11 protein-coding genes and 1 pseudogene are annotated in these 14574 nt (G+C 64.2%); 8 read left to right on the forward strand and 4 right to left on the reverse strand.

The features are described 5' to 3' along the window. Nucleotides 1–21 precede the first annotated feature (21 nt). The 4 genes and pseudogenes from maiA (at nt 22) to GYB81_RS25140 (ending at nt 4484) form a co-directional block, all read left to right on the forward strand. Nucleotides 22–672 (forward strand): maleylacetoacetate isomerase, encoded by a 651-nt coding sequence (maiA, locus tag GYB81_RS04800; protein WP_161866366.1) that lies wholly within the window; start codon nt 22–24, stop codon nt 670–672. Between the two features lie 91 nt (nt 673–763). After that, nucleotides 764–2224, forward strand: coding sequence for a sodium-dependent transporter (locus GYB81_RS04805; RefSeq protein ID WP_161866365.1), 1461 nt, complete (start codon nt 764–766; stop codon nt 2222–2224). A gap of 1216 nt (nt 2225–3440) precedes the next feature. After that, a pseudogene (locus tag GYB81_RS25135) lies at nt 3441–3626 on the forward strand (HAMP domain-containing protein); the annotation flags it as partial. Further along, on the forward strand, nt 3621–4484 hold the full coding sequence (locus tag GYB81_RS25140) for a methyl-accepting chemotaxis protein (RefSeq protein WP_438810700.1): 864 nt from the start codon (nt 3621–3623) through the stop codon (nt 4482–4484). The pseudogene GYB81_RS25135 and the gene GYB81_RS25140, both read left to right, overlap by 6 nt. A gap of 3 nt (nt 4485–4487) precedes the next feature. Here the strand turns inward: GYB81_RS25140 and GYB81_RS04815 are convergent, their stop codons facing one another. The 4 genes from GYB81_RS04815 to GYB81_RS04830 form a co-directional block, all read right to left on the reverse strand. Beyond that, complete coding sequence (locus tag GYB81_RS04815) at nt 4488–5261, reverse strand: SDR family oxidoreductase (RefSeq protein ID WP_161866363.1); 774 nt, start codon at nt 5259–5261, stop codon at nt 4488–4490. A gap of 150 nt (nt 5262–5411) precedes the next feature. After that, nucleotides 5412–6113 carry a tRNA (N6-threonylcarbamoyladenosine(37)-N6)-methyltransferase TrmO gene (tsaA, locus tag GYB81_RS04820; protein WP_161866362.1) on the reverse strand — a complete coding sequence of 234 codons (702 nt, stop codon included), beginning with the start codon at nt 6111–6113 and terminating at the stop codon, nt 5412–5414. Between the two features lie 10 nt (nt 6114–6123). Next, nucleotides 6124–6330 carry a hypothetical protein gene (locus GYB81_RS04825; protein WP_161866361.1) on the reverse strand — a complete coding sequence of 69 codons (207 nt, stop codon included), beginning with the start codon at nt 6328–6330 and terminating at the stop codon, nt 6124–6126. A 43-nt stretch (nt 6331–6373) separates the two neighbouring features. Next, nucleotides 6374–7084, reverse strand: coding sequence for an rRNA pseudouridine synthase (locus tag GYB81_RS04830; RefSeq protein ID WP_161866360.1), 711 nt, complete (start codon nt 7082–7084; stop codon nt 6374–6376). Between the two features lie 181 nt (nt 7085–7265). Between GYB81_RS04830 and wecB the strand changes: the two genes are divergently transcribed. Genes wecB through GYB81_RS04850 form a run of 4 tightly spaced genes read left to right on the forward strand, consistent with a single transcriptional unit; the run spans nt 7266 to nt 14563 of the window. Next, nucleotides 7266–8408: a non-hydrolyzing UDP-N-acetylglucosamine 2-epimerase gene (gene wecB, locus GYB81_RS04835; RefSeq protein WP_161866359.1), complete on the forward strand. Its 1143-nt coding sequence runs from the start codon at nt 7266–7268 to the stop codon at nt 8406–8408. Between the two features lie 7 nt (nt 8409–8415). Beyond that, nucleotides 8416–10590, forward strand: coding sequence for a cyclic di-3',5'-guanylate-activated glycosyltransferase NfrB (gene nfrB / locus GYB81_RS04840; RefSeq protein WP_161866358.1), 2175 nt, complete (start codon nt 8416–8418; stop codon nt 10588–10590). Then, nucleotides 10587–13718 carry an NfrA family protein gene (locus GYB81_RS04845; protein ID WP_161866357.1) on the forward strand — a complete coding sequence of 1044 codons (3132 nt, stop codon included), beginning with the start codon at nt 10587–10589 and terminating at the stop codon, nt 13716–13718. Before nfrB ends, GYB81_RS04845 begins: the two co-directional genes overlap by 4 nt. After that, nucleotides 13718–14563, forward strand: coding sequence for a DUF4434 family protein (locus GYB81_RS04850; protein WP_161866356.1), 846 nt, complete (start codon nt 13718–13720; stop codon nt 14561–14563). The genes GYB81_RS04845 and GYB81_RS04850 overlap by 1 nt, the downstream gene beginning before the upstream one ends. Nucleotides 14564–14574 lie beyond the last annotated feature (11 nt).

Here is a 14574-nt window from a genome sequence, read left to right on the forward strand (position 1 = left end):
GCGTTTCGAAAGGAATCCGTAATGCTGAAACTCTACGGCTATTGGCGCTCCAGCGCCGCCTATCGCGTGCGCATCGCCCTGAACCTCAAGGGCCTGGTCTATGAACAGGTGCCGGTGCATCTGGTCAAGGATGGCGGCCAGCAGCACGGCGCCGATTATCGCGCGCTGAACCCGCAGGGTCTGCTGCCGCTTTTGGTGGACGAGGAAAATGGCGGCGTGCGCATCGCCCAGTCGCTGGCGATCCTCGAATACCTCGAAGAAATTTTCCCGGTACCGGCGCTGCTGCCGGCCGATCCGGCCGAGCGCGCGCAGGTGCGGGCCTTGGCGCTGCATCTTGCCTGCGACGTGCATCCGCTGAACAACCTGCGCGTGCTGCAGTACCTGAGCGGTGAGCTGGGCGTGGACGACGACGCGAAGAACGCCTGGTATCGGCACTGGGTCGCACTCGGCCTGGCGGCGCTGGAGGAGGGTCTGGCGCCGTTCGACGGACGTCTGTCGCTCGGTGAACGCCCTGGATATCTGGAAGCCTGTCTGGTTCCGCAGCTGTATAATGCGCGGCGTTTTAACTGTGACCTTGCCGCGTACCCACGCATTGTCGCCATGGCGGCGCGCTGTGAACCCCTGGAGGCCTTCCAATTGGCCGCGCCGGAGGTGCAAGCCGACGCCCAGTGACCCCTCTGGCTTAACCCCAAGCCTTGCATTCCGCTGCGCCACGAGCGCGGCGGGTCCGATTCCGTCACAGATAAAAACAAGCAGGTGACGCATGACCCGTGAAAAACCGAAGAACCTCTGGCTCTCGCGCTGGGGCTTCATCCTCGCTGCAACCGGCTCGGCCGTGGGCCTGGGCAATATCTGGAAATTCCCCTACATCACCGGCGAGTACGGCGGTGGCGCCTTCGTGCTGATGTACCTGGCATGCATCCTGGCCATCGGTATTCCGGTGATGATGACCGAGATCGCCATCGGCCGCCGTGGCCGTGGCAGCCCGATTGACGCCATCGGTCGTGTGGTTCGCGAGAACGGCGGCAACCCATTGTGGAAAGCGGTTGGCGGTATGGCCATGCTCGCCGGTTTCATGATCCTGTGCTTCTACGTGGTGGTCGCCGGCTGGGCCTTCGCCTATACATGGAAAATGCTCGATGGCTCGCTGGCTGCTACCAGCGTCGAGGCCCTCGGCGGGGTGTTCGAGGCGCACAATGCCAATCCCTGGCAGCTCGGTGGCTGGAGCGTGCTGGTGGCGCTGTTGACCCTGTGGATAGTGGCCAAGGGTGTACAGAAGGGCATCGAGAATGCCGTGCGCTGGATGATGCCGGGCCTGGCCCTGATGCTGGTGGTGCTGGTCGGCTACGCCTTCACCAGCGGCAGTTTCAAGGCCGGTTTCGATTTCCTGTTCCATTTCGATGCCTCGAAGATCACCGGCGAGGCGCTGCTGGCTGCATTGGGACATGCCTTCTTCACCCTCAGCCTGGCTTCGGGCGCCATCCTGACCTATGGCTCGTACATTCCCGACGGCCAGTCCATCGCCCGCACCACTTTCCTGGTCGCCATTTGCGATACCTGCGTGGCGCTGCTGGCGGGGCTTGCGATCTTCCCGATCATCTTCGCCAACGGCATGAGTCCCGGAGCTGGGCCAGGTTTGATTTTCATGAGCCTGCCGCTGGCCTTCCAGCAGATGCCATTGGGTACCGCTTTCGGCGTGCTGTTCTTCGCCATGGTGTCGATCGCCGCGCTGACCTCGGCCATCTCCATGATCGAAGCCACGGTCGCCTACCTTAACGAGAAGCACGGTATCAGCCGTCTGCGCGCAGCGCTGGCTTCCGGCGCCGTGCTGCTGGTGATCAGCCTGCTGGCGATGTTGTCGTTCAACCTGCTGTCGGGCTGGACACCTTTGGGCAAGAACTTCTTCGACTGGCTGGACTACCTCACCTCGCGCTGGATGATGCCGCTCGGTGGCATCCTCATCGTCCTGCTGGCCGGCTACGCGCTGCGCAGCGAGATCATGCGTGAAGAGCTGGACTTGCCGCCCGCCGGTTACGCCCTGTGGCTGTTCATGGTGCGCTACGTCAGCCCGGTGCTGATCATGGTGGTATTCCTGCATGCGTTGGGCTGGCTGCTGTTCGATCCGGTCGCGCAGTGGTACTGGATCGCGGGTGCCATCGGTCTGCTGGCTGTGGCTGGCGAAGGCCTGCGGCCTCGGGTGATGCCGGTGCTGATTGGGCGCTGATGCGCAGTTGAGTCGAAAGGGCGCAGTTTCGTCAGAGACTGCGCCTTTTTTATGGCAGCTAACCCATGGCGTCGGCGGTTAATTGCCGGTAATGGGTGGCCAATAAGCGGATATTTGCCGAGTACTCCCGTCTTTACGTAAGAAATTGCCTACGCCGCGAGTAGTGGATTGGCGAATTGCCAGCACTCAAGCGGCTCCGACTTCCTGCCGATAGACTGTGCTCTCAATGGCACAGCTGTTGCGTAATCAGTGGAAAGGTCGTGCCCACAAGGTGCGGCTGCAATAAGAAGAACTCGGAGCTACCCCCTTTATGTTCAAGCCTGCCACACGTCTTTTCGCCAATCTTGCCGTGGGCAAGAAACTCCTCATCGGTTTCGGGCTGGTGCTGTTGCTGACAGCCGCCATGACCGTAAGCGGCTATCTCGCCGTCCAGGCGGTATTGAAAGGGCATGAGCAAGTCGGGGAACTGGCGCAGGTGAACCAGGAAATCCTCCAGGCACGTCGCCTCGAGCGCAATTTCGCCATCGAGCAGACCCAGGAAAGCGCCGAGCGCGTGCGCGAAAGTCTGCTCAAGGTGCAGGGCATGCTGGAGCATCTGGGTCAGGATGTGGCCGAAAACGCGCGCATTCAGACCATGCAGCAAGCCACTGCCGAGTACTTGAAGCAGTTCGACAATTATGTCGAGCAGCAGGGCAAGGCGCGCGAAGCCCGCCAGGACATGCGTACCGCAGCGGCGGAAGCTCGCGATCAGTTCGAGGTGATCGAACTGGACATGTACGACGCGGTGCGCGAGCTGCGCTTGCAGGGTGATCGCCTGCGTGGCAGCGATCCGCTGACCCTGGCAGAAACCGCATCCGGTCTGAGCAAGCGCATGCTCGATCTGCGCAGCCAGGAAAGCCTCTACATCATCGATGGTTCTGCCGAGGCGCTGCAGGAGTGGGAATACGTCAGCGACGACCTGCAGACCGTTGCCGGCAGCCTGAAAGTCTGGCTCGACGACGATCAGAAAGCAGCCATCGATACCGCCTTGCAGGCGCTGACCCTTTATCAGCGTTCCTTCCTCTACTACCAGCAGCTTCGCGAGCAGAACCAGGCGACCGAGAAGGCCATGATCGAGCGCGCGCGTTCGGTCGTCGATCTGGCCGAGTCGGCTCAGGCCAGCGCCGAAACTCATATGCTCGCCGATACCCAGCGGGCACTGGTGATGCTCGGCATCATGGGCGTCGCTGCGGTGGTGCTGGGGCTGTTCGCCTCGCTGCTGATCACCCGCCTGATCGTCACGCCGCTGCGCCAGACCGTCAGTTACGCCCAGCGTATCGCAGCGGGCGATCTCAGCCAGGATATTCCGCAGGACCGACGTGACGAAGTCGGTCAGCTGCTTGCAGCCATGCAGGATATGACTCTCAGCCTGCGCAACCTGGTCGGTCGCATCGGTGGCGGTGTCGGGCAGATCGCCGCGGCTGCCGAGCAGTTGTCAGCGATCACCGCGCAGACCAGTGCCGGTGTGCAGACGCAAAAGGTGGAGACCGAGCAGACCGCCACCGCCATGCACCAGATGGCGGCGACCGTGCAGGAGGTCGCGCAGAATGCCGAACAGGCCTCGCTGGCGGCGCGTGATGCCGATCTGGAGGCGCAGCAGGGCAACCGTGTGGTGCAGCAGGCCGTGGATCAGATCGACAGCCTGGCCAGCGAAGTGGAGCAGTCGGCCAAAGCCATCGCCGACCTGAATCAGGAGAGCGCGCGTATCGGCACTGTGCTGGAGGTGATTCGCAACGTCGCCGAGCAGACCAATCTACTGGCGCTCAACGCTGCCATCGAAGCGGCGCGAGCGGGTGAGCAGGGCCGTGGTTTCGCCGTGGTCGCCGATGAGGTGCGGGCGCTGGCCAAGCGCGCTCAGGACAGCACCGAGGAGATCGAAGGCCTGATCGCCGGCCTGCAGCGCATGGCCAAAGGCGCTGTGCAGCAGATGGACAGCAGTCGTGACCTGACCCGCCGCACCGTCGAACTGGCCGGTGAAGCCGGTGATGCCCTGGGTCGCATCACCCAGGCGGTCAGCACCATCGAACAGATGAACCAGCAGATCGCCGCCGCCGCCGAGGAGCAGAGCGCGGTGGCCGAGGCGATCAACGAGAGCGTGACCCGCGTGCGCGACATCGGCGAGCAGAGTGCCGCGGCCAGCGAGCAGACCGCCGCCTCCAGCGCCGAGCTGGCGCGCCTGGGCGTGGAGCTGCAGGGGCTGGTGCGGCAGTTCCGCACCTGACCCTCAGCCCAGGTGAAAACCGCCATCGATGGGGATGATGGCGCCGGTCATGTAGGCACCGGCGCTGCCGGCCAGGCTCAGCGCCAGGGCGGCCATCTCGTCCTCGCGACCCCAGCGCTTCATCGGGATCACTGCGGTATCGGCGGCCAGCGCCGCTTCGTCCTCGGCGATGAAGCGGGTCATCTTGCTCGGGAAGCGCCCCGGCGCGATCACGTTGACGTTGATGTGCTCGCCCACCAGCTCCTTGGCCAGCATGCGCGACAGCTGATGCAACGCGGCCTTGCTGGGGCCGTAGGCGTAGGCTTGCTCTCCCATCGCGCTGATGCCGGCTACCGAGCCGATATTGATCACCCGCGCCGGGCATTGCGCCGAACCTGCCTTGCGCAGCAGTGGCAGTAGCTGCTGGATGCAGCCGAACACCGAGGTGACGTTGAGCTGCATGACCTTCTCCCAGCCCTTGGCGGGATAGCTTTCCAGCGGCGCGCCCCAGGTGGTGCCGGCGTTGTTGACCAGAATATCCAGCTGATCGATGCGCCCGGTTAGTTCGCCAGCCAGCGCCTGCACACCTTCCTCACTGGCCAGGTTGGCGGCTATTCCCGTGCACCGGCCCAGCGCAGAGAGCTCTGCCGCGGTCTGCGCACAGGCTTCGCTGTCACGGGCGCAGACGTAGACATGGGCGCCGGCCTCGACGAAGGCCCTGGCGATCATCAGGCCGATACCGCGGGTGCCGCCAGTGACCAGGGCGGTGCGGCCGACAAGGGAGAAATACGGATGCATGAGAAGGCCTCGATGAATGATGACGTCTTCACCCTAGGGCCTGGCTCCGAGGAAAGCAGGCATCATTGCCGGCCGAAATGACGATTCATGCGTTTTGTCTTGTCGCGGCTAAAGCCCCTCCCACGCAATCGATGCTCTGTGGGAGGGGCTTTAGCCGCGACTTGCCATCTGCACATCCAGCACACGAATACGCCCTGGTTCCGGGTAATGCCAGTGCACGTCCAGATCCCAGAAGCGCGCGCCGTAGCGCCGCTCCGGCTGTGGTTGTTGGTAGGCCGGGCGCGGATCCTGCGCCAGACATTGCTCGATCAGCGCCACTAGAGGTTCGTCCAAACGCAGCCCGTGACTGCGCGCAGCTGCCAGGGCGTCGTCCTGCCAGTCCACCGGAATCAGCGCCGGCGGGGCATCTGCCATCTCGTTGCGCGCGTCGGCAACAGCGTCGGCGTAAGGTACGTAAGGCTTGATATCCAGTACCGGCGTGCCGTCGAGCAGGTCGATGCCCGACAGGTGCAGGCGCCCCGGCTCGACTCGCTCCAGGCGCACCACCGACTGGCCGATGCCGTTGGGACGGTGGGTGGCGCGGGTGCTGAATACGCCGACCGACTGATTGCCGCCCAGGCGCGGCGGGCGCACCTTCAGGCGCGGTTTGTCTTCCAGTGCCTGGTGAAAGAGAAACAGCAGCCAGACGTGGCTGACCTGCTGCAGGCCCTGGACGGCCTCGCCCTGATCGAAGGGCGGCAGCAGTTCCAGCACGCCGCGCGCTGCGGGGGCCAGATGCGGCTGGCGGGGAATGGCGAACTTTTCCCTGAAGCAGGAGCGGACGATACCGACCGGGGAGACCAGATGCTGCATGGCGTCCTGCTTAGCGGCGGTTGACGGGCGCGTCATGCGCCACCCGGCAGCCGGCATCGCGGAATGGGCCGGTGAAGCGAATCCAGCCCTCGCCGGGGCTGGTCTGGGCGCAGGTCAGGTGACCATCGACCTTGCTCTGCCAGAGAAAGAAAGGCGCTGGAGCAGCGAAGCTGGGCAGGCTCAAGGCGAGCAGGGCGGTCAGAAGCAGGGTGCGCATGAGGGTGGTCTCCAGAGCGTGATGGGCACAGCCTAACACGGCCTCAGAATCGTTCCTTGTCGCCCAGATAGCGCCATTGTCCGACCGGCAGCTTGGCCATCGGCACGCCGCCGATACGGATGCGCTTCATGCCCAGCACTTTCAGGCCCAATGCCGCGCAGATCTGCCGCAGCAGGTCGGGTGCCGGGTTCTTCAGGGCGAAGCGCAGGCGCTGTTCGCTCTGCCAGCTGGCCTTGCACGGCGGGAACTGCGTGCCCTTGTGCAGCAGGCCTTTCTTCAGGCGCTCCAGGGCGCTGGCCGGCAGCTCGCCAGCGACATCGACCAGGTATTCCTGCTCCAGCTTGGCGCCGTCCTCACGCAGCTTGCGCTGTGCACGCCAGTCCTGGCTGAGCACCACCAGGCCGCTGGCGCCGTTCTGCAGCGGCAGACTCTGTTCCTGACGCAAGAAATGGCCATGCAGAATGCGCTGGGCGTGCGGATCCTCCTCCCAGTGCCGCTCGCGCACGAGCAGGTGCTGCAGTTGCGCGGCGCTGGCGCCGGCCGGGCAGTGCACCAGCAGCGTGACCGGTGCTACCGGGTCGAGGCTGGCGCCGGGCAGCAGCTCGACACGCTGCGCCTGGACCTTGAACTGCGGCGTTTCGACCACCTGGCCATCCACCGTGACCCAGCCGCCAGTGATGTACAGGTCAGCCTCGCGTCGGGAACAGCCGAACAGTTCGATGACGCGTTTGGACAGGCGGGTGGGTTCGCTCATGGGATGGCTCTGCAAAAAGGCTGTCATTGTAGCGCCGTGTTTGTCGGGGCGTGCACAAAACGATGCCGATCCGCGGCTGGAAGGACTTGAGGATCAGCGCCCACCTTATGTGGCGAACTCTTTTTACCGTACGGGCGTCAATACCCTTGGCCAACGGAAGCTTGTAGTCAAGGAGCTGCGCATGTCACTCAAGGTACAGATGGTCTTCGGCACTCGTCCCGAGGCGATCAAGATGGCGCCTCTGGCACGTGTTCTGAAACACTGGCCCGGGATCGATCTGTTCGTCTGCTCCACCGGGCAACACCGCGAAATGCTTCAGCAGGTACTCGACGCTTTCGAACTGAAAGTGGACGAAGACCTCAATGTCATGACTCAGGGGCAGACCCTGAACGGCCTGTCGCAGCAGTTGCTGCAGCGGCTCGACGAGAGCTACGCGCGGGTGAAACCGGATATCGTGCTGGTACACGGCGATACCACCACCAGTTTCATTGCGGCCTTGGCCGCCTATCACCGGCAGATCGCCATCGGGCACGTCGAGGCGGGCCTGCGTACCGGGAATCTGCGCTCGCCCTGGCCAGAGGAGGGCAACCGCACCCTGACGGGCGTGCTGGCCGATCTGCATTTCGCCCCAATCGGCAAGGCGCGCGACGACCTCGTGCGGGAAGGGCGCAGCATCGATCAGATCGAGGTGACCGGTAATACGGTGATCGATGCGTTGTTGTGGATGCGCGATCACCTGCAGCGAAGTCAGTGGCAGCCCGCAGCGGATTCGCCGCTGGCGACATTGCACCCGCAGCAGCGTCTGGTGCTGATCACCGGCCACCGCCGGGAAAACTTCGGCAAGGGCTTCGAGCATATCTGCCAGGCCTTGGCGGAGCTGGCCGGACGTTACCCGGATGTGCAGTTCGTGTATCCGGTTCATCTCAATCCGCAGGTGCAGGGGCCGGTGCACGCGCTGCTCGGCGGCTACGGCAACATCCACCTGATCGCGCCACAGGACTATCAGCACTTCGTCTGGCTGATGGATCGCGCCTATCTGATCCTGACCGACTCCGGAGGGGTGCAGGAGGAAGCGCCAGCGCTCGGCAAGCCATTGCTGGTACTGCGCGAGGTGACCGAGCGGCCCTCGGTACTGGAGGGCGGTACGGTGTTGCTGGTAGGCACCGACCCACAGCGAATTGTCGAACAGACTGCGCGCCTGCTGGACGATGCCGAGGCTTACACTTCGATGAGCCGGGTATTCAGCCCCTATGGTGACGGCCATGCCAGCGAGAAGATCGCTCAACGCCTGACACGTTGGGCCGCAGAACGCCAGGGCAAGTGAGGCGCGCATGAGTCTGGAACTGGTCGATCTGCTGGCCTACGTACTCTATGGTCTGAAGTTCCTCGCCATCGCATTGGCTGCGCTGATGTTTCTGCTCGGTCTGGATGACCTGTTCATCGACCTGGTCTACTGGGGGCGCGCGCTCATTCGGCGCTTTCGCATCTATTCCGGGCGCAAGCGCGCCGATGAGAAGCTGCTTTACGGTACGCCGGAAAAGCCGCTGGCGATCATGGTGCCGGCCTGGCAGGAGGTCGGTGTGGTGGGCGAGATGGCGCGCCTGGCCGCCTCGACGCTGGACTACGAGAACTACCAGATCTTCGTCGGCACCTATCCCAACGATCCCGACACCCAGCGCGATGTCGACGCGGTTTGTCTGCATTACCCCAACGTGCACAAGGTGGTATGCGCGCGGCCGGGGCCGACCAGCAAGGCCGACTGTCTGAACAACGTGATCGATGCCATTTTGCGCTTCGAGGCTGAGGCGCGGGTGCAATTCGCGGGTTTCATCCTGCACGACGCCGAGGACGTGATCTCTCCGCTGGAGCTGCGTCTGTTCAACTACCTGCTGCCGAACAAGGACCTGATCCAGGTCCCGGTCTATCCCTACGCGCCCGAGTGGAGCGGCTTCACGGCGGGGCATTACGTCGATGAGTTCGCCGAGAATCATGGCAAGGACGTGGTGGTGCGCGAGGCACTTACGGGCCAGGTGCCCAGCGCAGGGGTCGGTACCTGCTTCAGCCGGCGCGCTGTCGCCGCGCTGCTGGAGGAGGGCGACGGCATTGCTTTCGACGTGCAGAGCCTGACCGAAGATTACGACATCGGTTTTCGCCTGAAGGCCAAGGGCATGAAATGCATCTTCGCCCGCTTCCCGGTCAGCGATCCGAAGCTGGCCCTGGCTCAGGAATCGGGGTGGGGCATGAGCAAGCGCTTCTCTCAGGTGATTTGCGTGCGCGAACACTTTCCGCGCACCTGGTCGCATGCCGTGCGGCAGAAGTCGCGCTGGATCACCGGCATCGTTTTTCAAGGCACGACCAATCTCGGCTGGAGCACACGCAAGACGCTCAACTACTTCCTCTGGCGCGACCGCCGAGGCTTGCTCGCCTACCTGCTGAGCTTTCTGGTCAACATGCTGCTGGTGGTATTGCTCTGCATGTGGCTGTTCGGCCTGTTCAATCCCGACGCCTGGCACTTCCCCTCGATTCTGTCCGGCAGCCCGCTGCTCAGCACGCTGCTTTGGCTCAATGGCGTGCTGCTGCTCAATCGCCTGTTTCAGCGCGCTTACTTCGTCACCCGTTTCTATGGCATCGGCCAGGGGCTGTTGTCCGCACCGAGGATGATGTGGAGCAACTTCGTCAATTTCTTCGCCAATGTGCGGGCGCTCAAGCAGGTGCTGGCGATGGGCGATTCGCGACGGGTGGCCTGGGACAAGACCACTCACGAATTTCCTTCGCTGGGCCAGAACCAGCAAACGCCACTGGGGCAGCGCCTGGTCGAACAGGGGGTGCTCAGCGAAGAGCAACTGGCCGCCGCGCTGACCAACCCGGTGCGGCGGCGCCTGGGGCGGCAATTGCTGCTCGACGGGCTGCTCGACAGTCGGCAACTGGTGCAGGCATTGGCCGAGCAGTTGGACGAGCCCTGGGCGCCTCTGGACCCGTTTCGCCTTGAGCGTCGCCTGATGGAAGCCTTTCCCCGGCGTCTGGCGCTGCGCTATGCGGTGTTACCGGTGGCCGAGGAGGGGCAGACGCTGGTGTTGGCCAGTGAACGCCTGCTCAGTCAGGTTTCCGTCGGGGCGATCAGTCGTCAGCTCGGCCGGCCCGTGCGTTGGCAGTTGGCGCCCCAGGGCCGGGTAACGCTTGGTTTGCGTTACTGGTATGGCGGCCGCCACGCCGGCGAAGAGGTGAGCAGAATGCTGGACATGCTCGAGCGTCATGCCGGGGACGAGGCCCTGCTGGAAGAGGTTTGCAAGCATCAGGTGCTGTTTGGCGATCTGTTGCAGGTGCGTGGCTTGCTTCCGCCCTCGTTGTTCAATCAGGCACTGATCGACTTCGACCCCGAGGCGCATTCACTCGGTCAGCATCTGCTGCAGCGTGGGGTGATCACGGAAGACGTACTGCAGCAGGCATTGCGCGAGCAGGCCGAAGAGCAGCACGAGTCTTATCGCATCGTGGAGGCCCTGGCATGAGGCATTTGCTTGGTTTTTCCCTGGCGGCCTGCCTGATTGCACCGACGACATTCGCTGCCGAAGCGTTGACGGGGTTTCAGCAGTTTCGCAGTTATCCTTTTCTCGATCGCGCCTACCGTGAAGCTGAACGGCAGAACTGGGCGGAGGTGGAGCGGCTCATGCGCCAGCTGCTCGAGCGCGTGCCAAACAACGACGAAGGGCGCAGCCTGTTGGTCGAGGCGCTGGCCAAGCAGCGGCGTTACCGGGATTCCGAAGAGCTGGCGGCGCAACTGAGCGACAGTCACCGGGCACTGTTCGAGCTGCGTATGGCCTGGATCGAACAGGACCCGCCCAGCAGCGAAGTGGTCGAGCGTTGGCTGGAAGAGAGTGAAGGTGACCAGCGCGTGCGTTTGTGGCAGGCCTACAGCCTGACCCTGGCCAAGTTCGGCGGGGCCAAGCGCGCACTGGACTGGCTCAATCAGGTGCCGGTACGTGGTGACGGTATTGCCATGCGTATGGCGCGCGCCAACTGGGCTGAGCAATTGCGCGATTGGCAGGCCAGCGAGGCGCAGCTGGCGCCACTGGAGGCGCAGGGTAACCTCGCTCCCGAAGAGTGGCAGCGCCTGGCCAATGCCCGTGTGCAGTTGCTCGATGAGGCGGGGCTGCAGCGCCTTCTGAAGCAGCCGCCGTCAGCCGAAGCAGAAAAACGCGTGCGTTTGGCGATGCTCGACCGCGCCGTTGCATTGGGACGCCCGGATATGGCGCAACACTGGTTGAACAGCCTGCCCGAGGAGGATCGCGATACGCTGCAGGAGCGCACCCGTGTCTGGGAACTGGCGCGTCAGGGTGGCAACAGCCAGCAGGTGCGTGAACTGAGTGAGCAACTTGGACGCCCCTGTCTGGAAACGGCCGAATGGCTTTCCCGCCATGATCGCGACTCGGCCCTGCAGGAGTTGCGTGGCTGTCGCGCGGAAGAGGATCCGCAGACCTGGCTGGTGCTCGCCCAGCGTCTGGGGGCCACCGATCTGTTGGCCGGTCAGACGCTCCCCGGCCCGTGGGAGGCTTCGCGTCAGGAACGACTGCTGGAAGCCTGGCACGCACAGGGGCGCGACGATCTGGCCCTGGCCTGGCTGGCGCGCCAGCCGCAAACACCGGTGTTATCTCGCCGCCGCGCAGAGCTGCTGCAGGCCACCGGGCAATTGCAACAGGCCGAACGCCAGTGGCTGGATTATTACCAGCGCACCGGCGATCTGCAGGGGCTGGATCAGGCCAGTTTTCTCGCGCTGCAGCATGGGCGCCGGGACGAGGCTCTGCAGTGGCTCGAGCAGGCGCTCGATAGCCGCCAGGGCAAACTGCCGGCTTCCCTGCTGCAACGCCTGGCCGGGCTCTATACCGATACGGGGTCGACCTTCGATGCGAGTCGCGCACGCGCGCTGCTGCCCCAACTGGACGCGCAGGGCCGAGTGGCGTTGCTTGGTCGACTGGCGGAAACCGGCGACTGTGCCTGGGTACGCGAAAGTATTGGCGATTCACCGCAAACGCCCGGCGAGCTGCGTGTGCTCGGACGTTGCGCCATGCCTCAGCGGCCTGGTGAGGCGGTGGTGCACTATCGCGCTGCGCTGGCGCAGGGCGATGAAGCCAGTCGTCTGCCATTGGCCTATGCGCTGGAGGCAGCCGGTGATGCGCCTGGTGCCTGGCGCATCTGGCGCCAGTTGCCCCTGCAGCAGCTCGACCATATCGCCCGTCTGACGGCGGCCCGCAGTGCACTGGCTGTGGGAGATTCGGCGGCTGCCGAACGATACTGGCGCAGCACCGCGCCCGGCTCGGCTGACGACTGGGCGCTCGGAGCCGCCATCGCTCAGGATCGTGGCGACCTGTCTCTGGCCTTGGAGCGCCAGCGTAAGGCGCTGGCCTCGCAGCCGAATGCCGGCCACTACTACGGCGCTGCGGCGACGGCACAGGCTGCAGGCGATACACGGCAGAGCCGCGACTGGCTGGCGGAGGCCGTACGGCTGGACCCGGATAACCCGCGTTATAACGCCGATTACGCCATGCGCCTGGCCGCTGCCGACACGCCGGATCAGCGACGTAGCTCGATTGCGAGGCTGGAGCGGGCGACGCGTGACTATCCCGAGGATTATCGCCTGGGCGAGACGCTGGCCTGGCGCTACGACGAAGCCGAAGACAGCGCAGCGGCGCGCGGCGAACTGCGCCGGGTGATCGATCTGGAGCAGAATCCGGTCGCTGCGGACGACGACTTCGGCAGCATGGAGGCGCGCCGTTATCGCCAGCGTCGCGCCCATGAAACGCTGGCGCGACGTGACAGTTTCACCCTGGCCAGCACCTGGTCACCGGCGGGCGTGGCGACCGTCGCAACGCCCAGCGGTGGTTCCCGGCGGGCCTCTTCGCAGAACGTGCAAATGGCCGTCTGGGATCACGCGCTGGGCGAAGAGCCAACGCGCAACGGTAGCAGCCTGTCCGTCTATGGGCGTGCGCTGGCCGGAGCCAATGGTCGCAAACTCTACAACCAGTACCTCGCCGCGGGCGTTGGGCTGCGCTACAAACCGCTGGGTGACTACAACCTCAACCTGTACGCGGAGCTGTACAAGCAGAACGCATATCCGGACGGCGGCTTCGACGGCGAGCGCTGGAACAAGCTCTGGACGCCGGAGAAATTCGAGCGGCACATACGTGACCGTGATCGCTATGCGCAGACCTCCACCGACTACCTGCTGCGCGCCACTGCGTCGTTCCTCGATCAGGGCGAATATCGCAACGACTGGCGCGTCGACGAGCAGGACTGGAACGAGCGCTCGCTCTATCTGGATGCCGCCTGGTGGACCAAGGCCGGCGATCATCAGTGGCTGTCGCGCTTCCAGCAAGGGCGCGTATGGAAGCTGCACACCGAGGGTGCGCAGACGCTGATGCTTTACGGGTTCGGTGAATTCAGCACGCAGGATCCGGATAACGACTGGCGGCAGGACCTGCGCAGTGGAATAGGTCTACGCTGGCAACTGTGGTACGGCGACAGCCGTTATAACGCTTTCCCTGCCCATGTCACGGTACGCACCGAGTACCAGTTCGGCCTGGGAGGCAATCTTTACGAGCGGGCCAATGGCTGGCTGCTAGGCATGGAGGTCAACTTCTGATGCGCCGTCTACTGATAGGCATCCTGATGAGCCTGGCCATGCTCCAGGCCCAGGCTGAGGAGCGCCTGTTCTTTCAGCCGCTGAACGTGGACAGCAGTCTCGATCAAAAGACCTGGAGGAGCATCTGGCGTGACACCGCCAAGGCCGGGGTGAAGGTGGTGGTGGTGCAATGGACGGCCCACGGCGAGTCGAACTTCGGCGGACGCGACGGCTGGCTGGCCAACAGCTTGCGCGCCGCTCAGGAACAGGGCCTGCAACTGGTGCTGGGCCTGTACATGGACCCGGCCTACTACCAACGTCATGCAGAGTTGGATGGTCCGGGGCTGGAGACATACTGGCAGCACCAGCTGGGCCTTTCCCTGGCGCAGCAGCGTCTGCTGCGGGATCAGTGGCAGCTGCCGGTGGCTGGCTGGTATCTGCCGATGGAGCTCGATGATCTGCAGTTCCAGGCGGTTGAACGGCGCCGGGTGTTGTACCGCCAGTTGCAGGATTTCGCCACCAAGCTGGACGCGCCTCTGCACGTGAGCGCCTATACCGGTGCGCAGTTGGCTCCGGATATCTATGCCGCCTGGCTATACGAACTGCAATCGCTGGGATTGACGGTGTGGTGGCAGGATGGCGAAGGCACCGGCAACCTGTCCAAGGCAGTGCGCCGGGCCTACGGTCAGGCGTTGCCCTGTGAAGTCGGGATCGTCAGGGAGGCATTCCGTCAGGTCAGTGCCGATGGCGAACCGTTTCGCGCCGAGCCGGCCGAACCGAAGCGCATCTACCCCGACTGCCATGACGAGGCTGTATTTTCTCTGAGCTATCGTCCCTGGGGCGCGCCGCTGCGCGCCAACAGATAAAACAAACCCCG

Origin of the sequence: Pseudomonas yangonensis (genome assembly GCF_009932725.1) — a bacterium.
Taxonomy (GTDB): Bacteria; Pseudomonadota; Gammaproteobacteria; order Pseudomonadales; family Pseudomonadaceae; genus Aquipseudomonas; species Aquipseudomonas yangonensis.